Origin of the sequence: Mycolicibacterium neoaurum ATCC 25795 (genome assembly GCF_000691525.1) — a bacterium.
Lineage (GTDB): Bacteria > Actinomycetota > Actinomycetes > Mycobacteriales > Mycobacteriaceae > Mycobacterium > Mycobacterium neoaurum.
The window spans coordinates 77,680-95,810 of record NZ_JMDW01000012.1 but is presented as its reverse complement, the minus strand read 5'-3'; the positions used below and the strand labels follow the sequence as shown (position 1 = coordinate 95,810).

General features: G+C 68.6%; 13 protein-coding genes. 7 read left to right on the top strand and 6 right to left on the bottom strand.

What is annotated here, in order from left to right; translation table 11 throughout:
- Window positions 1-40: 40 nt before the first annotated feature.
- From IC40_RS0118090 to IC40_RS0118080, 3 genes are read left to right on the top strand one after another with little or no spacing between them, the layout of a single operon-like run.
- Window positions 41-1,735: a DEAD/DEAH box helicase gene (locus tag IC40_RS0118090; protein WP_030136104.1), complete on the top strand. Its 1,695-nt coding sequence runs from the start codon at window positions 41-43 to the stop codon at window positions 1,733-1,735.
- A complete protein-coding gene (locus IC40_RS0118085; protein ID WP_030136103.1) occupies window positions 1,732-2,895 on the top strand; it encodes an acyltransferase family protein in 1,164 nt (387 codons plus the stop codon). Before IC40_RS0118090 ends, IC40_RS0118085 begins: the two co-directional genes overlap by 4 nt.
- A gap of 35 nt (window positions 2,896-2,930) precedes the next feature.
- Window positions 2,931-3,644 carry a siderophore-interacting protein gene (locus IC40_RS0118080; RefSeq protein WP_030136102.1) on the top strand — a complete coding sequence of 238 codons (714 nt, stop codon included), beginning with the start codon at window positions 2,931-2,933 and terminating at the stop codon, window positions 3,642-3,644.
- Here the strand turns inward: IC40_RS0118080 and IC40_RS0118075 are convergent.
- Genes IC40_RS0118075 through IC40_RS26920 form a run of 3 tightly spaced genes read right to left on the bottom strand, consistent with a single transcriptional unit; the run spans window position 3,616 to window position 6,554 of the window.
- A complete protein-coding gene (locus IC40_RS0118075) occupies window positions 3,616-4,209 on the bottom strand; it encodes a TetR/AcrR family transcriptional regulator (RefSeq protein ID WP_030136101.1) in 594 nt (197 codons plus the stop codon). The genes IC40_RS0118080 and IC40_RS0118075 overlap by 29 nt on opposite strands.
- Window positions 4,200-5,432: a cytochrome P450 gene (locus IC40_RS0118070; RefSeq protein ID WP_030136100.1), complete on the bottom strand. Its 1,233-nt coding sequence runs from the start codon at window positions 5,430-5,432 to the stop codon at window positions 4,200-4,202. Before IC40_RS0118070 ends, IC40_RS0118075 begins: the two co-directional genes overlap by 10 nt.
- A gap of 18 nt (window positions 5,433-5,450) precedes the next feature.
- The gene (locus IC40_RS26920; protein ID WP_157837328.1) at window positions 5,451-6,554 is read right to left on the bottom strand and encodes a hypothetical protein; all 1,104 of its coding nucleotides are present in this window, start codon (window positions 6,552-6,554) and stop codon (window positions 5,451-5,453) included.
- Window positions 6,555-6,733: 179 nt separating this feature from the next.
- Here IC40_RS26920 and IC40_RS0118060 point away from each other — a divergent pair, with 179 nt between their 5' ends.
- From IC40_RS0118060 to IC40_RS0118050, 3 genes are all read left to right on the top strand, one after another.
- On the top strand, window positions 6,734-7,513 hold the full coding sequence (locus tag IC40_RS0118060; RefSeq protein WP_030136098.1) for a nitrilase-related carbon-nitrogen hydrolase: 780 nt from the start codon (window positions 6,734-6,736) through the stop codon (window positions 7,511-7,513).
- Window positions 7,514-7,609: 96 nt separating this feature from the next.
- On the top strand, window positions 7,610-10,177 hold the full coding sequence (locus IC40_RS0118055; protein WP_030136097.1) for an ABC transporter ATP-binding protein/permease: 2,568 nt from the start codon (window positions 7,610-7,612) through the stop codon (window positions 10,175-10,177).
- Window positions 10,174-11,904, top strand: a complete 1,731-nt coding sequence (locus tag IC40_RS0118050) for an ABC transporter ATP-binding protein (protein WP_030136096.1) — start codon at window positions 10,174-10,176, stop codon at window positions 11,902-11,904. The genes IC40_RS0118055 and IC40_RS0118050 overlap by 4 nt, the downstream gene beginning before the upstream one ends.
- A 13-nt stretch (window positions 11,905-11,917) precedes the next feature.
- Here IC40_RS0118050 and IC40_RS0118045 read toward each other — a convergent pair whose 3' ends face one another.
- The 3 genes from IC40_RS0118045 to tap form a co-directional block, all read right to left on the bottom strand.
- Entirely contained in the window at window positions 11,918-13,285 is a 1,368-nt protein-coding gene (locus IC40_RS0118045) for an FAD-binding oxidoreductase (RefSeq protein ID WP_030136095.1), read from the bottom strand.
- Between the two features lie 6 nt (window positions 13,286-13,291).
- Window positions 13,292-15,895 (bottom strand): AAA family ATPase, encoded by a 2,604-nt coding sequence (locus IC40_RS0118040; RefSeq protein ID WP_030136094.1) that lies wholly within the window; start codon window positions 15,893-15,895, stop codon window positions 13,292-13,294.
- A 65-nt stretch (window positions 15,896-15,960) separates the two neighbouring features.
- Window positions 15,961-17,196 (bottom strand): multidrug efflux MFS transporter Tap, encoded by a 1,236-nt coding sequence (tap, locus tag IC40_RS0118035; protein WP_030136093.1) that lies wholly within the window; start codon window positions 17,194-17,196, stop codon window positions 15,961-15,963.
- Between the two features lie 75 nt (window positions 17,197-17,271).
- Here tap and IC40_RS0118030 point away from each other — a divergent pair, with 75 nt between their 5' ends.
- Window positions 17,272-18,126, top strand: a complete 855-nt coding sequence (locus tag IC40_RS0118030; RefSeq protein ID WP_030136092.1) for a uracil-DNA glycosylase — start codon at window positions 17,272-17,274, stop codon at window positions 18,124-18,126.
- The last annotated feature ends 5 nt before the right edge of the window (window positions 18,127-18,131 follow it).

The following is an 18,131-nucleotide window of genomic DNA, read 5'->3' as shown; positions in this document are numbered from 1 at the left end:
GTCGGGGGTGGCGACGCGCACACATTAGACTGCTCATGAAATGACCTCGACCGATGAACCCAGCCCCGCCCCCGAACTGACCTTTGCTGACCTGCAGATTCACCCATCCGTGCTGCAGGCCGTCACGGAGGTCGGCTACGAGTCGCCTTCGGCGATCCAGGCGGCCACCATCCCGCCGATGCTGGCGGGCTCCGATGTCGTCGGCCTCGCCCAGACCGGAACGGGCAAGACGGCGGCGTTCGCCATCCCGATCCTGTCCAAGATCGACGTCGGCAGCCGTCACACCCAGGCACTGGTCCTGGCCCCGACGCGGGAACTGGCCTTGCAGGTCGCGGAGGCTTTCGGTCGGTACGGCGCCCACCTGTCGGTGAACGTGCTGCCCGTCTACGGCGGTTCGTCCTACGGGCCCCAGCTCGCCGGTCTCAAACGTGGCGCGCAGGTGGTCGTCGGTACGCCGGGACGCGTCATCGACCATCTGGAGAAGGGCAGTCTGGACCTCTCGCACCTGGATTACCTGGTGCTCGACGAGGCCGACGAGATGCTGCAGATGGGTTTCGCCGAGGATGTCGAACGCATCCTGGCCGACACCCCCGAGTACAAGCAGGTCGCCCTGTTCTCGGCGACCATGCCGCCGGCCATCAAGAAGATCACCGCCAAGTACCTGCACGATCCGGTCGAGGTGACGGTCAAGTCCAAGACCCAGACGGCCGAGAACATCACCCAGCGCTACCTGCAGGTGTCTTATCCCCGCAAGATGGATGCGCTGACGCGGCTGCTGGAGGTCGAAGAGGGCGACGCGATGATCGTGTTCGTCCGCACCAAGCAGGCCACCGAGGAGGTCGCCGAGAAGCTGCGTTCCCGCGGTTTCGCCGCGGCGGCCATCAACGGTGACATCCCGCAGGCCGTGCGTGAACGCACCATCAGCCAGCTCAAGGACGGCACGATCGACATCCTGGTCGCCACCGATGTCGCCGCCCGCGGCCTGGACGTCGAACGCATCAGCCACGTGGTCAACTTCGACATCCCGCATGACCCCGAGTCCTATGTGCACCGCATCGGGCGCACCGGCCGGGCGGGGCGTTCGGGCACGGCGCTGCTGTTCGTCACCCCGCGCGAACGGCACCTGCTGGGTTCGATCGAGCGGGTCACCCGGCAGAAGCTGGTGGAGATCCAGTTGCCGTCGGTCGATGATGTCAACGCCCAGCGGGTGGCCAAGTTCCGCGACTCCATCACCGATTCACTCAATAGTCCAGGGATCGAGCTGTTCCGCCGTCTCATCGAGGACTACGAACGCGATCACGATGTGCCGCTGGCCGATATCGCCGCCGCGTTGGCGCTGCAGTCGCGCAACGGCGAAGAGTTCCTGATGACCGAGCCGCCGCCGGAGAAGCGCAGGGAGCGCCCCGACCGCGACGATCGGGGATCCCGCGAGGACCGTCCGCGCAAGAAGCACAGCACGCGAAGCGATCTGGCGACCTACCGGATCGCGGTGGGCAAGCGGCACAAAGTGGCTCCCGGTGCGATCGTCGGTGCCATCGCCAACGAGGGTGGGCTGCACCGCAGCGATTTCGGGCATATCGCCATTCGGGTCGACCACTCGCTGGTGGAGCTGCCTGCCAAGTTGCCGCGCGAGGTGTACAAGAAGCTGGAGAACACGCGGATCCAGGGTGTGCTGATCAACCTGCAACCTGACCGCGGCAGCGGCAACAGCAAGCCCCGCCGCAAGGACTCGTGACGTCGCAGCGCGAAGCCCAGGGTGGTCTGGAGTCGGTCTCGGCCACCGGGCGGGTCGACGCGCTGACCGGTGTGCGCGCGGTCGCCGCACTGCTGGTGGTGTTGACGCACGCGGCGTACACCACGGGTAAGTACCCGCAGGGTTTCACCGGTTCGTTCTGGTCGCGCGCCGAGATCGGTGTGCCGATCTTCTTCGTGCTGTCGGGTTTTCTGCTGTTCCGGCCGTGGGTGCGCGCGGCGGCTGCCGGGCTGCCGTCGCCGTCGGTTCGGCGCTATGCCTGGCATCGGGTGCGCCGCATCATGCCGGCGTACGTGGTGACCGTGCTGGTGGCCTACGCGGTGTATCACTTCCGCGAGGCCGGGCCCAACCCCGGACACACCTGGGAAGGGTTGCTGCGCAATCTGACTCTGACCCAGATCTACACCGACAACTACCTGTATTCGTATCTGCACCAGGGCATGACACAGATGTGGAGCCTGGCCGTCGAGGTGGCCTTCTATCTGGTGTTGCCGGTGCTGGCGTGGTTGTTGCTGGTGGTGCTGTGCCGGCGACGGTGGCGACCGGGCCTGCTGCTGACCGGGTTGGGTGTGCTGTTTGCAGTCAGCCCGGCGTGGCTGTGGTTGGTGCACAGCACCGATTTCCTTCCCGACGCCGCACCGCTGTGGTTGCCGACCTACCTGGCCTGGTTCGTCGGCGGCATGCTGCTTGCGGTGTGGGAGGCCACGGGTGCCCGCGCCTACGCGATGCTGTGCCTGCCGCTGGCGGTGATCTGTTATCTGATCGCCGCCACGCCGCTGGCCGGTGCGCCGACCACCTCGCCGGCCCTGTTGAGCGAGGCGTTGGTGAAGACGGTGTTCTACATGGCGATCGCCACGCTGGTGGTCGCGCCTTTGGCGCTAACGGGGTCGGCGCCGGGTCGCAATGGCTGCTACTACCGGGCGATGGCGAGTCGGCCGATGGTGTTCCTCGGTGAGATCTCCTATGAGATCTTCCTGATCCACCTGATCCTGATGGAACTGGTGATGGTCGAGGTGCTGCGCTTCCCGATCTACACCGGCTCGATGTGGGCGTTGTTCTTCGGCACGATGGTGGCGACCATCCCGTTCGCCTGGTTGTTGCATCGGCTGACCCGGGTGCGAGACCGCCCGAATAGAAATTAGGGTACCCTTACCTAAGCATCGACTTAGGAGGGCTCATGATCGATCTGAAGCCGTCACGCGGTATCGAGGGCGTGCTGGTCAAGCTGTGGCGCGGCGGGGACTACGAACTGACCGTCACCGGCCGCACCGATATCACCGAGAACTTCCTGCGATTGCACTTCGTCGCACCCGAACTGCTGAGTGAGCAGTCCATCCACCCGACGATGTGGGTACGCGGTTGGTTCCCCGACGGGGCACGTTCCCATCAACGCGGCTACACCCTGGTCAACCCGGACCCTGAAAAGGGCACCGTCGATATCGATTTCGCCATGCACGACGGTGTCGCCACCCGGTGGGCGCGCAATGCCGCAGTCGGTGACACCCTTGAGGTGACGGTGCTGGGCAGTGATTTCGCCATTCCGGAACCGGCGCCCGCGGGATATGTCATCGTCGGCGATGCTGCCTCGTTACCCGCGATCAACTCGCTGCTTGCGGCCATCGGCGACGCACCGGCACAGGTCTTCCTCGAGTCATCCCACGACGATGACCGCGAGATCCCCACCGGCAGAGCCGATGTCACCTGGGTCGACCGTATCGACGGCGGCGCTGAGTTGGTGCGCGTCGTCGCCGAGGCGGCCTTCGATGCTGCGGACCACTTCGGCTGGGTGGCCTGCGACAACCGCACCACCAGGGCGGTGGCCAAGGTGCTGCGCGAGGACTACAAGATCCCGCGCAAATCGGTCAAGGCGCGCGCGTACTGGGCTGCGTGAGGAATCCGCCGACCGTCGGGGCGACGAAGGTCTCCAGCATGGCGCGTTCGTCGGCATCGTCGTTGCCGGGAAACTGCAGCAGTGAGATCAGTACTCGCACCAGCCAGCGGGCCCGCAGCGTGAGTCCGGGTTGATCATCGCCCATCGATGCCAGGAAGGCCTCGGCCAGCGTTCTGATCACCTCGGAGCGTTCTGCCATCTCGCCGCCGATCGGGCGGGCCGAGTGAGCGAACCACGACGCCAGCGCCGGGCTGTCCCGTACCCGGCGCAAAGCGCTCAGCGCGCCCTCGACCAACCGCTGTTGTGGGTCGCTGATCGCGGCGAGCTGCTCGCCGATCTCACCGAACAGTCGATGCGTCTCGCGGTGCACGTAGGCGGTGTGGAGCGCATCGCGGCTCTCGAAGTAGCGATACAGCGTGGCGCGCGAACAGCCTGCGGCGCGGGCGATCTCATTCATTCCCACCGCGGCGGCGTCGTGTCGGGTGAACAGCTCCTCGGCGGCGTCGAGAATACGTTCGGCGGCGGCCTCGGTCCGCCGGTCGGCCAGCCAATCGCTCATCGGCATACGGTGAACGGTACCGACAGCGGTCGCCGCACGTAGCTGCCACCGGCCCACGTCACCCTGTCCAGGTCGACCTCGAATTCCGGTATGCGGCGCAGTAATTCCTGCAGCGCGACCCGCGACTGCATCCGCGCGGCCGCGGCCCCCAGGCAGTGGTGCGCGCCGTGGCTGAAGGTCAGGATGTTGCGCGGGCGGCGCCGGACATCGAGTTGCTCGGCGTCCGAACCGTATTGGCGTTCGTCGTGATTGCCCGAACCGTAGAGCAGCAGCACCTTGCGACCGGCGGGGATCGTGGTGTCGCCCACCGTCGCATCGCAGGTGGTGGTGCGCGCCAACCCCTGTACCGGTGAGGTCAGCCGGAGGAACTCGTCGACCGCATCGTCGATGAGGTCCGGATGTTCGACGAGTAGCCGGCGTTGGTCGGGGTGTCGGTGCAGCAGTTGCACCGAGCCGCCCAGCATTCCGGTCGTGGTGTCGTTCCCGCCGGTGACCATGGTGAAGGTGAACGCCAGGATGGACAGCACCCCGGCGATGTCCCCGTCGGCACCGACGCCGGCGGCCACCAGATGTGACACGGTGTCGTCCGCCGGTTCGGCGCGGCGCTTCTCGATAAGTGCCGTGAAGTAGGCCATCATGGCGCCCAGCGCATCGCCGAGGCCTTCCAGTGCGCCGCCGATGCCCCCGTCGGCGGTGTTGGCGGCGACGATCGCGTCGGTCCAGCCGTCGAACTGACCGCGGTCCTCGTCGGGCACCCCGAGGTAATGGGCGACGACCATCGACGGCAGCGGTTTGAACAGCTCGGCGACGATGTCGCCGCCGCCATCGGCGCGCAATCTCTCGATGCGCTCGACGACGAATTCGCGCACCTTGGGCTCCACCGCCTCCACCTGCCGCGGGGTGAAGCCGCGTGAAACCAGCTTGCGGAATTCGGTGTGCACCGGTGGATCCTGCATGACCATCGGCGGGTTGTCGGTCAGCCCGATCATCTCCAGCTCGCCGTAGTTGACCGTCAGGCCCTGGGCCGAGGAGAAGGTGCGGTGATCGCGCGCGGCGGCCCAGATGTCGGCATGCCGGGACAGCACGTAGTAGTCGTGGTCGGGATGGTCGGTCCGGACATGGTGCACCGGATCGTGGTCACGCAGGGCCCGGTACATCGGCCACGGGTCGGGCCAGGTCTCGGCGGTCGCGAGTTGGAAGACCGCATCGTGAGACATCTGAGCTGTCATGTCTCATGAATACGACGGTCAGAAAGTCCTGTCAAGGGATCGTCGCGCGGGTATGGCAACCACGGGGCCGTCGGGCCGGCATTGCGTCAGGCCCACCGACGTCGACGGGAGGACCGGACAGGTCCGCTCGGCCGTCACCGAGGCGGCCATGATCCCGGAGGTGACCCCGCCCCGCGTGCTCACCAGCATCTCGCGCCGCGACGGACCGCCGACTCCGGTCAGCACCAGCACGACGGCGAATCCGTCATGGTCACCGGTGGTGCTGGTCAGGCTCTGATATGCATTGTCCAGCGCGACGAGACCGCCGAACGTGGCCTGGCCGCTCCTGACCAACGCCGTCGCCAGTGAATCCCGCGCCTGATTGGACGAGACGTAGGAGTGGCCGGGCACCCACCCGGCGAACTCGACCCGCTCGGTGGAGAACGCGCCACTCCAGACGAACCCGGTCGCGGTCTCGATCGGATCCGGCCCGAACATCCGGCCGTGATTGTTCTCGCGCAAGAAGAAATCATCGGAGTAGCTCACCAGCACCCCGCCCGGCTGTTGGCCGTAGGTGACATCGTCGATGCGGCCCTGGAACCCGAAGCTGTGTAACGGCTGGGCCGGGAATCCGGACGCGAACATCGCCTGGTTGAGCCGACGCCCGGCCTGCCCCGGCGTCGTCGACCGTGGATCGACGATGATCACGTTCACCGCTTCCAACAGCGTCCGGCCGTCGTGTTGCTTACCGCCCCAGTCCGAGATCTGCCCCGCGGGCGTGAGCATCCACTTCCCGATATCGCCGTGCGCCGTGGACTTCTCGTCGGTCGGTGCGGGCAGGGCCACCGGTTCGGCGCGCGCAACGGCCGCCTCCGCCAGCGGATTGTCATCGGGCAGTGTCTGCGCGCGCGTCGCGACCCGGCCCGTGCTCGGGCGATCGGTGTCCACCGCGGCGTCGCGGTCGTGATCGTCCGGTCCGGAGACCGCACCGGCGTCGGCCAACCGCGTCGAGGCGGGGTCGGGCGCCGGGTCCGATCCGTCCGCCGCGTCCTGCTGCGCGCTCGCCGGGCTCGTGGAACCCGGCTCGTCGGCCTGCGCGATCCCGGCCCCGCCGATGCCGAACAGCAGGGCCGCTGCAGCCATCGCCGCGACCGCCCCCGCACGCCGCATCACATCCGCCCATTGCACAAGATATGAAGGGTCGCCCTCACGCACTGCCATCCCCGTCGCCTCCCCAGCGAAACCGCCTTTGTCGGGAGCGTAACGGCGCACCCCTGTCTTCGTGGGCCGGTTCGCCTGCGCCGCTGTTGCAGAATGGCCAGATGGCCGACAACGCTGACACCATCCGGGTCGCGATCGCTCAACTCGACGTCGCCGCACGCGATATCGGGCGCAACAGTGCCCGACTCAGTGCACTCGTACGGGAGCACGCCGACGCCGATCTGGTGGTGGTGCCCGAATTGGCCCTCACCGGTTACGAGATCGACGATCTCGACGAGTTGGCCGCCCCGCCGGAGCAGGCAATGGCCGAGATCGCCGAGGCCTGCGCCGCGGTCGGCACCGCGTTCGTGGGCGGTTACCTGGAGCCGGGGCCGGGCAAGCCCTACAACTCGATGGCCGCGATCGACGCCACCGGCGCACTGGTTGCCAACTATCGCAAGACGCACCTGTTCGACGCAGAGGCGCAGGCGTTCACCGCCGGGGACCGGCTGGTCGTCGCGCAGCTCGGTGATCTGCGGGTGGGCCTGGTGAACTGCTTCGACATGGAATTCCCGGAGGTCGCCCGCACCCTGGCCGATGGCGGGGCGCAGCTGCTGGTGGTCAGCTCGGCCAACATGGACCCGCTGTACAACGATCACCTGATCGCCGCACAGTCCCGCGCGCTGGAAAATCGGTTGCCGCTGGTCTACGCCAACCGGTGCGGTACCGAGATCGGGCACCGATTCTGCGGTGGCAGCCGCGCGGTCGACCCCGACGGCCGGGTGGTGGCCGAACTCGGCCGCGACGAGGACGTCCTCACCGTCGACCTCGCGTTGCGCAGCGTGCTCGGCGGGCACGTGAACTATCTGCGGTTGCGCCGCCCGGAGCTCTACACCCGCTGAGCGTGCGCCGAGGTGCGCCCGGATCCGATAGCGAGTAAGGCTAGCCTAAACTCCTAACAGATGCAGACCGGTGGCATCTGAGAAGGAGGCCCCGAGATGGCACGCGGATTCCAGGGCGTGATGATGCGCGGTTTCGGTGCGCGCGATCACCAGGTGACCGTGCTGAGTACGCAACGGTTGGCCCCACACTGTGTGCGCATCCAGATGGTGTCACCGACGATCTTCGAGGACTCGGCCACCGAACCCACCTCCTGGCTGCGGTTCTGGTTCCCCGACCCCGACGGCACCGACACCGAGTTCCAGCGCGCGTACACGATCTCGGAATCCGATCCGGCCACCGGCCACTTCGCCATCGATGTGGTGCTGCATGAGCCGGCCGGGCCGGCATCCCGCTGGGCCGCCGACGTCGCACCCGGTGCCACCATCGCGGCAATGGTCATGGGGTCCAAGGGTTTCTCGGTCCCGGAGGACCCGGCGGACCGGCCCGCCGGGTACCTGCTGATCGGCGACAGCGCCTCCCAGCCGGCCATCAACGGCATCATCGGCGCCGTCCCGCACGACATCCCCGTCGAGCTGTACCTGGAACAACACCATGACGACGACCCGCTGATCCCACTGGCCGAGCATCCGCGGCTGCGGGTCCACCGGGTGCCGCGGACCGATGCCGCCGCGGTCGCCGCCGCCATCGAATCCCGCGACTGGTCCAACTGGTACGCCTGGGCCGGCCCCGAGGCCGGCACACTCAAGGGCCTGCGGACCCGGTTGCGCGACGAATTCGGCTTCCCCAAACAGGAGATCCACGCCCAGGCCTACTGGACCGAGGGTCGGGCCATGGGCACCAAGCGTGGCGACGAGCCCGTTGTGGAGACTCCCGCAAAGGAGCCCGAGCCCGCGGAAACACCACGGTCGGACCCGACGGGTACCTGGCGGGCGCAGGCCGCCGGCCGGCTGTTGGCACCGCTGAAGAAGACCATGATCATCTCCGGCGTCCTGCAGGCCTTGATCACACTGGTCGAGCTGGCGCCGTTCGTGCTGTTGGTCGAGCTGGCGCGGCTGCTGCTCGCCGGTGCTGACGCGGACCGGCTGTGGGACTTGGGTATTGCCGCGCTCGCGCTGTTGGGTACCGGCACCTTCCTGACCGCGGCACTGGCGCTGTGGCTGCACCGGGTGGACGCGACGTTCGCCAGGGAGCTGCGCGGCAGGCTGCTGACAAAGCTCTCACGACTACCGCTGGGTTGGTTCACCGCCCGGGGATCGGGATCGATCAAACAGCTCGTGCAGGACGACACCCTGTCGCTGCACTACCTGATCACCCATGCCATCCCCGACGCGGTCGCCGCGGTCATCGCGCCCGTGGCGGTGCTGGTGTACCTCTTCGTCGTCGACTGGCGCATCGCCCTGGTGCTCTTCGGCCCGGTGCTCGTCTACCTGGTGCTGATGTCGGTGATGACCATCCAATCCGGCAACAAGATCACCCAGGCACCCAAGTGGGCCGAACGGATGAGCGGGGAGGCGGGCGCCTACCTCGAGGGCCAGCCGGTCGTCCGCATCTTCGGCGGCGCCGCATCGTCGAGTTTCCGCACTCGGCTCGACGACTACATCGCCTTCCTCGTCGATTGGCAACGCCCGTTCGTCGGCAAGAAAACCCTGATGGATCTGGTCACCAGGCCGACGACGTTCCTGTGGCTGATCATGGCCGTGGGCACCCCGCTGGTCGTCGGCGGTGCGCTCGACCCCGTCGATCTGCTGCCATTCCTGTTGCTGGGCACGACGTTCGGCGCGCGCCTGCTGGGTATCGGCTATGGGTTGGCCGGCATCCAGGGCGGCACGCTCGCCGCGCGACGGGTGCAGAGCGTGCTCGACGAACCCGAGCTGACCGTCCGCGCGGACCTCGCGACCGGTGCCGACGGCGGAGCGCCGACGGTGGTCTTCGACCGAGTGAGCTTCGGTTACCGTCCCGAAGTTCCGGTGATCAAGGACGTCTCGCTGACCCTGGCACCCGGGACGGTCACCGCCCTGGTCGGTCCGTCGGGCTCGGGTAAGTCGACGCTGGCCGCGCTGCTGGCCCGGTTCCACGACGTCCAGCACGGCGCCATCAGCATCGGCGGTGACGATATCCGCGCGCTGTCAGCCGACGAGCTGTACCGGCGGGTGGGATTCGTGCTGCAGGACGCACAGCTGGTGCACGGTAGCGTCGCCGACAATATTGCGCTCGCCGATCCGGACGCCGATATCGACCGGATCATCGCGGCCGCCCGCGCTGCCCGCATCCACGACCGTATCGAGGGCATGCCGCAGGGCTACGACACGGTGCTCGGCTCGGGTGCGGGACTGTCCGGTGGGGAGCGACAATGCCTGACCATCGCCCGCGCCATCCTTGCCGACACCCCGGTGCTGATCCTCGACGAGGCCACCGCATTCGCCGACCCGGAATCGGAATACCTTGTGCAGCAGGCGCTCGATCGGTTGACCGAGAACCGGACCGTCCTGGTCATCGCCCACCGGTTGCACACCATCACCCACGCCGACCAGATCGTCGTCCTCGACGACGGCGTGATCGCCGAAACCGGCACCCATGATCAGCTGCTGGCCACCGCCGGACGCTACCGGGCGCTGTGGGAATCGGCGCACCCCCTCACCGACACCGCGGAGGCGACCCGATGATCCGCACCCTCTTGGCCCTGATCCCCGCCGAGCGGCGCAACAAGGTCGGCCTGTACACCGTGCTGGCCGTCGTCTCGGTGGTGCTGCGGGCGGTCGGCGTGGTGCTGTTGGTGCCGCTGGTCTCCGCGCTGTTCAGCACCACACCCGGTGACGCCTGGGGTTGGCTTGGCTGGCTGACGGCAGTGACGGTGGCCGGCTGGGTGATCGACACCCGCACGGCGGCACTCGGTTTCGATATCGGCTTTGCCGTGCTGGACAACACCCAGCACGATATGGCCGACCGGCTCCCGGATGTCCGACTGGATTGGCTTTCCCAGGACAACACCGCGACCACCCGTGCTGCCATCGCGGCCACCGGACCCGAGCTGGTCGGCCTGGTGGTCAATCTGCTGACCCCGCTGATCGGTGCTGTACTGCTTCCCACGGCGATATCGCTTGCCCTGTTGACCATCTCGGTGCCGCTCGGGCTGGCCGCCCTGGCCGGCGTCGCGGTCCTGCTCGGCGCCCTGTGGTTATCGGGACGATTGACCCGCGGCGCCGACCGTCTCGCGGCCGAGGCCAACACTGTGCTGACCGAACGGATCATCGAGTTCGCCCGCACCCAGCAGGCGTTGCGCGCGGCACGCCGGGTCGAGCCCGCCCGCAGTCTGGTGGGCGCCGCGCTGCAGGCCCAGCACGGCGCCGGCCTGCGGCTGCTCACCATGCAGGTCCCCGGACAGCTGCTGTTCAGCCTGGCCAGCCAGCTCGCGCTGATCGTGTTCGCCGCCGCCGCAACCATTCTCACGGTGCGCGGCGCCTTGACGGTGCCCGAGGCCGTCGCGCTCATCGTGGTCATCGCACGCTATCTGGAGCCGTTCACCGTCCTGAGCGAATTATCCGGAGCGCTGGAGTCCACCCGCGCCACGCTGGCGAGAATCCAACAGGTGCTCGACGCCCCCACCCGCAGCGCTGGCGCCGATGTGTTGCCCGGTGACCGCGCACCCCGCATCGAATTCGAGCGGGTGTCTTTCGGGTACGGCGAATCGACGGTCTTGAGCGAGCTCAGCTTCACCCTCGAACCGGGTACCACGACCGCGATCGTCGGACCGTCCGGTTCGGGGAAGAGCACCATCCTCGGCCTGATCGCCGGTCTGCACGAACCCGGCAGCGGCCGCGTGCTGTTCGACGGACAGGATCTGGCGCAGCTCGAGCCGGCGGCACGTCGCGCGGCGATCAGCATGGTGTTCCAGCATCCCTACCTGTTCGACGGGTCGCTGCGGGACAACATCCTGATCGGCGACCCGGACGCGGGGGAGCGGGCCTACCGCGCGGCGACCGCACTCGCGCGGGTCGACGAGCTCACAGGACGGTTGCCCGACGGTGATCGCACGGAGGTGGGGGAGGCCGGCTCGGCGTTGTCCGGTGGTGAGCGTCAGCGGGTGAGCATCGCTCGCGCACTGCTCAAACCGGCGCCGGTGCTGCTTGTCGACGAGGCCACCAGCGCGTTGGACACCGAGAACGAGGCCGCCGTCGTCGCGGCATTGACCGCCGACCTGCGCGACCGGACACGGGTCATCGTCGCGCACCGGTTGGCAAGCATCCAGGGAGCCGAACGCGTGCTGTTCGTCGAGGGCGGGCGGATCGTCGAGGACGGTTCCATCGACGAATTGCTCGCGGCCGGTGGCCGGTTCGCCCGGTTCTGGACCGAGCAGACCGACGCATCGGCCTGGCAGGTCGCCGGCCGCTGACGCGGTGCCTCGATCAGAGCCCGGTGCCGGGGTTGAGGATTCCGGCCGGGTCCAGGGCCGCCTTGATCCGGCGGTTGAGTTCCATCGCCTCGGGGCCCAGGTATCCGGCCAGCCACGGTTTCTTCAACCGGCCCACCCCATGCTCACCGGTGATGGTGCCGCCCAGCGACACCGCGAGGTCCATGATCTCGCCGAACGCGATCTCGGCGCGGCGGGCCATATCGGTATCGGCGGGGTCGAACACGATCAGCGGGTGGGTGTTGCCATCACCGGCGTGAGCGATCACCGAGATCAGCAGATCATGCTGCGCGGCGATCTTCTCGATACCGGCGACCAGGTGCGACAGCGACGGCAGCGGCACACCCACGTCCTCGAGCAGCAGCGATCCCTTGGCCTCCACCGCCGGGATGGCGTACCGGCGGGCCACCACGAATGCTTCGCCTTCCGCCGGGTCCGAGGTCGAGAACACCTCGGTGGCACCGGCCTCGGTGAACACCTCGGCCATGAACTCCGCGTCGGCGGCACCAGCCGGGCCGCGGTCATCGGAGGCGGCCACCATCATCGCCGCCGCGGTGCGGTCCAGGCCCATCTTGAGCTTGTCCTCGACGGCGTTGATGGCCGCGGCATCCATGAACTCCAGCATCGACGGCCTGATCTTGCCGGTGATGGTGACGACGGCGTCAGCGGCCGCCTCCACCGAGGCGAACGTGGCCACCACGGTGCATGCCGGGTGCTGCGGCGGCAACAGCCGCAACGTCACCTCGGTGATGATGCCGAGGGTTCCCTCGCTCCCGACGAACAGCTTCGTCAGGCTCAGTCCCGCAACATCTTTCAGCCGCGGCCCGCCCAGTCGCACGGCCGTCCCGTCGGCGAGGACCACCTCCAGGCCCAGCACGTAGTCGGTGGTGACGCCGTATTTCACACAGCACAGCCCGCCGGCGTTGGTCGCGATGTTCCCACCGATCGTGCAGATCTCGAACGAGGACGGGTCCGGCGGGTACCACAGTCCGTGCTCGGCGACGACCTTCTTCACCTCGGCGTTGAGCAGCCCCGGCTGCGCCACGGCGGTGCGTGTCGCGGTGTCGACGGTGATATCGCGCATCCGTTCGGTGGACAGCACGATGCTGCCGTCCTGCGCCGTCGCACCACCGGACAGACCGGTGCCAGCGCCGCGTGGGACGACGGCGACCCCATTCGCGGCGGCCCACCGGACGATGGTCTGCACATCCTCGGTGCTGCGGGGGCGGGCCACCGCCAGCGCGGTGCCCGCATCGGGATCGGCGGCGCGGTCCTGGCGATAGGAGGCGACGATATCGGGGTCGGTGACGACGGTGCCCTCGGGCAATGCGGCGATCAGGCCGTCCAGAGCGGAACTCACCACTTGAGTCTATGGGCGGCGCCGGCGCAGCAGTTCGGCCAGCTCTTCGCGGGTCGTGGTGCCGGTCTTGTTCATCGCGCGGTAGATGTGGCCCTCGACGGTCCGGATGGACAGGCTCAGCCGGTCGGCGATATCGCGGTTGCTCGGCATCGGTGTCACCGCCGCGAGCACGGCGACGACCTCCCGTTCCCGGCCGGTCAGCGGTATCTCCTCGCTGGCCGACTCCTTGGTCGGGGTGCGTACGCCGCACTCGGCTGCCAACGCGTCGGCCCGCGTCGAACAGGTCAGACCCGATCCCCGCTTACCCTGACTGCGGAAGATCGTGGCCGCGTGGGCGGCGGCATCGAGCGCGGCGACGCGATCGCCGATCTTCTCGAATTCCTCTGACAACACGCATAGTTCGGCCGCGTCACCGACGCGCAGTGCGATGGCGAAGCGGGCGGCCAGGCCGGCGCGCGGACCTTCCACCAGGTCGCACAGTTCGGTCAGCCGATCGGCATGGCTGCGGTCGCCGAACTGGGTGGCCAACTGTCGACACCACAGCTCGGCGGCGAACCTGTGCTCGGCGCCGGCCTCGTGTGCGGCGGTGGACAGGGTCGCGGTGGCCTGGCTGACCCAGCCGCGCGCTGCCGCAACCCAGGCACGCGCCACGGCACGCTCGTAACGCAACGGGCGGAAGGGGCGGTCCAGCGCATCGAATCGATCGAGGATGGTCTCGGCATCGTCGGCGGCCCCGCGCATGGCCAACGCCGTCGCATGGGCGATGCCGTAACGGAAACCCCACCCCTTCTCGTGTCCGGCCATCACCGCGGCGATCTGGCGGAAAAGCGCTGTCGCCCCGGCGATGTCACCGTGCGCCAGTGCGGCGCGGGCGGCTATCGCCGGTCCCAGGGAGTGGGCGGTACCGGGTAGGTCGGTGGCTTCGGAGACGACCCGTTCGGCCACCTGTCGGGCATCCTCGATGCGGCCGGCGAGCACCAGGGCCGTCAGTTCGGAATCGGCCAGGTTGAACCTGATGTGCGGTGTGTCGAACGCTCCGTGCACCGCCGTCCGGTAGCCCAGCGCAACCAGTTCGCGGGCTGCGGTCGTACGGCCCGCATCGGCGGCGATGGTGGCCAGTGCCCATGCGGTCTCACCGCGCAGCGCTTCCGGCAGGGAGTCGAGGTCGACCGATTCGGCGACCCGCTCGGCGTCATCGGGCCGGTCCATCGCGAACCAGTACACGGTGCGGAAGGCGTCCAGCCACTGCCTGCCCGCTGCGTCGAGGTCGGCGGCGACCGTATCGGCGTGCGCCTTGGCTTCGTGCGGTCGGTGCAGCGCCCAGAGCAGGTTGGAGGCGCGCAGGTGGGCGAAGCCGGCGCGTTCGGTGTCCGACAGCGCCGCGGTGTCCAGTGCCGCCAGGATCTCCTCGGCTTCCCGCCCGCGGAACAGCCAGGACAACGCGTGCGCTCGAAGGTAGGTGGCCTCCGGGCCCGCGCCGGCCTGTTGGGCGGCCGCCGCGAGCCGCTCGGCCAGCGCGAGGTCGGCAAGCCTGATAGCGCCGCGGGTGGCCCGCACCAGCAGGTCGGGGTCGGGGGCCAGGTCCGAGTCGATCAGCAGGGTGGCGCGTCGGACGGTCGCCCGCAGGTCGTCGGCTTGATTGCGCGTCGTCAACTCGGTGACGATGCGGCCGCGTAACCGGCGCAGGGTGGCCGCCGGGCAACGGCTGCGCCGCAATTCTCCGTAGAGCGGGTGGGCGATTCGGGCCTGCACGCCTTCGGCGGTGTCCTGCAGCACCACCAGTTCGCGGACGTTGGCTGCCTCGACCGCGTCCACGGAGGTGACCCGCTGCAGGACGGCGAGTTCGAGCGGTTCGGCGACCGCGAGTGCGTCGATGGCCTCCCCGACCGACGGCTCGAGGTCACGGAACCGTGATTCGATGAGCTCGACGAGCCCGGTCGGTAACACCGGACGGCCCAGCCACTGCCAGCGGTCATCACACGACACCAGCCTGCCTTCGGCGAGTTCATGCTCGACGATATTGCGAAGATAGAGCGCGTTTCCCTGGGTCAGGTCCCAGAGTCGTTGCGCCGCAGACTCATCGACGGGCCCACCCAGCACCGCCGTGAGCAGTGCGGAACTGTCGGGCTGGCGCAGTGGACGTAGCTCCAACCGATCGAAGGGATGGTCCTTCCATATCTCGCGGACGGTATCGGGGACCGGTTCGCCGTCGCGCACGGTCAGCACGACGCGGCCGGCGCCCCGCTGCACGATCTGATGCAGCACGAACGCGGAGAGATCGTCGAGCAGATGGGCATCGTCGACGCCGATCACGGCAGGCTCACCGGTCGCGGTGGCGGTCACGGCGTCGATGACGCCGCGGACCAACTGCAGCCGGTCACCATCGGGGTCGGGTGCCCAGGCGGCAAACGCGCCCAGCGGTAGGGTGCGCGCCGCGGTCGTGCCGACGATCCACCGTGCCGGGCTACCGTGCAGCGCATCCCGGGTGAGCCGGCTCTTGCCGACGCCGGCCGGTCCGGACACCACGATGCCGCGCAGCTCCGGTGACGTGACGGCCTGGCGGATCGTCTGGATCTCCGCCGCTCGTCCCACCAGTGGCCACTTCAACCGCACCCGCAAAGCCTAGTCGGCGATCCATATTGCGCACTGCGGCAGTTCCGGTTCCGGCGCGGGTCGCGCTACCGGTCGACGGCGCGGTCGCGATCGAGGTCGCGCAGCGCGGGCAACCCGATGGCCACCAGACCGATCAGCAACATCGGCACCGACAGCGCGAGGAAGGTGGCGTGCAATCCCGCGGAATCGGCCAGCGGCCCGGCCAGCAACAATCCCAGCGGGCCGGCGGCGTAGGCCAGCGATCCCATGACCCCGACCACCCGGCCCCGCAGCTGCGTCGGCGCATTGGTCTGCATGACGTAGTTGTAGATCGGTTGGATCGGCCCGTAGACGAAGCCGACGATCGCCGAAAGCCCGAGGATCAACGGCAGCGGTGGCAGGAACGCGATGATCGTCATGGCCACGCCCAGGGTGATGACCGCGATCAGCATGGTGGTGCGCCGCTTCATGTACTTCGACAGCACCGCATAACTGAGCGCGCCGACCAGGCCGCCGATCGAGAGTGCCATCAGCACCCAGCCCAGTTGGGCGGGCTCATTGCGGTCGGTGAAGTACTTCGGGAACAGCACCGCTTCCATGGGCATGTACAGGCCGGTCACCGCCAGGTCGATCAGCGCCAGGGTGCGCAACACCTTGAGGTTCCAGACGAAACGCAGGCCCTCGACCACGCCGGCCCAGACCTGTTCGGGCAGCTCGGACCGGTCCGGCGGCCCGACGCCGTCCAGCCGCAGCACCGAGATGGCCAGGATCGAGCAGCCGAACGCGGCCGCGGTCACCCACATCGTCTCGATACCGCCGATGGTGGCGATCAGCATGCCGCCGATGCCCGGACCGACGATGTAGGCCAGGTTGAAGACCGCCTCGTAGACGCTGTTGGCGTGATCGAGGGTCCACCGTGCGCGGGTCGCTGCCTCGGGCAACATGGTCTCGCGGGCGGTCATCCCCGCCGGATCGAAGGCCGCGCCGAGCGCCGCCAGCGTGGCCAGCACCGCGACGTTGACGGCGTGCACCCCGAACGCCAACGCGATCACCGGTACGGCGGCCACCGACAGCCCCGACAGCGCATCGGAGATCATCGACACCCGGCGGCGGCCGATATAGTCCACCGCGGCACCCGCGATGACAGTCGAGGCCAGCAGCGGCAGGGTCCCGGCCATCGCGACCAGTGATGCCTCCCATGCCGACCCGTTGCGCTGCAACACCAGCCACGGGAACGCGACCATGGAGATGCCGTTGCCCGCACCGGCCGCGCATGCGGCGAACAAGATGAGGAACGCCGGGCCTCGGCTGCGGGTCTGCATGGCTATCGCGGCGAATCTAGCAGCGGTATCGGCGTCCCGGCGACCGATTTTCCGCGCGCCGGGCAGGATGGATCCGTGCCTGGAACAGAGCAGAACCTCCCGCATCCGCGCACCGGGAAACCCTTCTCTTCGCCGGTGCCCCCCGGCTCCGGCTGGCCGGGCGATCCCGCCAAGCGGACCACTCCGGTGGCGCTCGACGCCGCCGATGTCGAGGTGCTGGCAGCCGGGGCGCGCTCGCTGCCCCTCCTGGATGCCGAGGTCAGTGTCTGCCGGGCATGTCCGCGGCTGGTCACGTGGCGTGAGGACGTCGCCGCGCAGAAGCGCCGCGCGTTCGCCGACCAGCCGTACTGGGGCAGGCCCATCCCCGGCTGGGGTGCGCGCCGCCCGCGGGTGCTGATCGTCGGATTGGCCCCGGCCGCACACGGCGCCAATCGGACCGGCCGTGTCTTCACGGGGGACCGCTCCGGTGATCAGCTTTTCGCGGCGCTGTTCCGGGCCGGGCTGGTCAGCGCCGGGGTCAGCGTCGACGCCGCCGACGGGCTGAGCAGCGATGCGGTGCGGATCGTCGCGCCGGTGCGGTGCGCGCCCCCGGCCAACAAGCCGACCCCGCAGGAGCGGACCACCTGTGCGCCGTGGCTCACCGCCGAATGGCGGCGGGTCAGACAATCGGTCCGGGTGGTGGTGGCGCTCGGCGGATTCGCCTGGCAGGTGGCGGCCGGACTGGTGGCCGACGAACTTGTCGCGGGACCGAAGCCGGTGTTCGGCCACGGTGTGCAGGTGCGATTGACCTCCGGCGCGACGCTGTTGGGCTGTTATCACCCCAGCCAACAGAACATGTTCACCGGCCGGCTCACCCCGGCGATGCTCGATGATGTCTTCACCACAGCGGCCCGGCTCGCGGGGAACGAAACGGGACCGCGGCGACGTTGAACCAT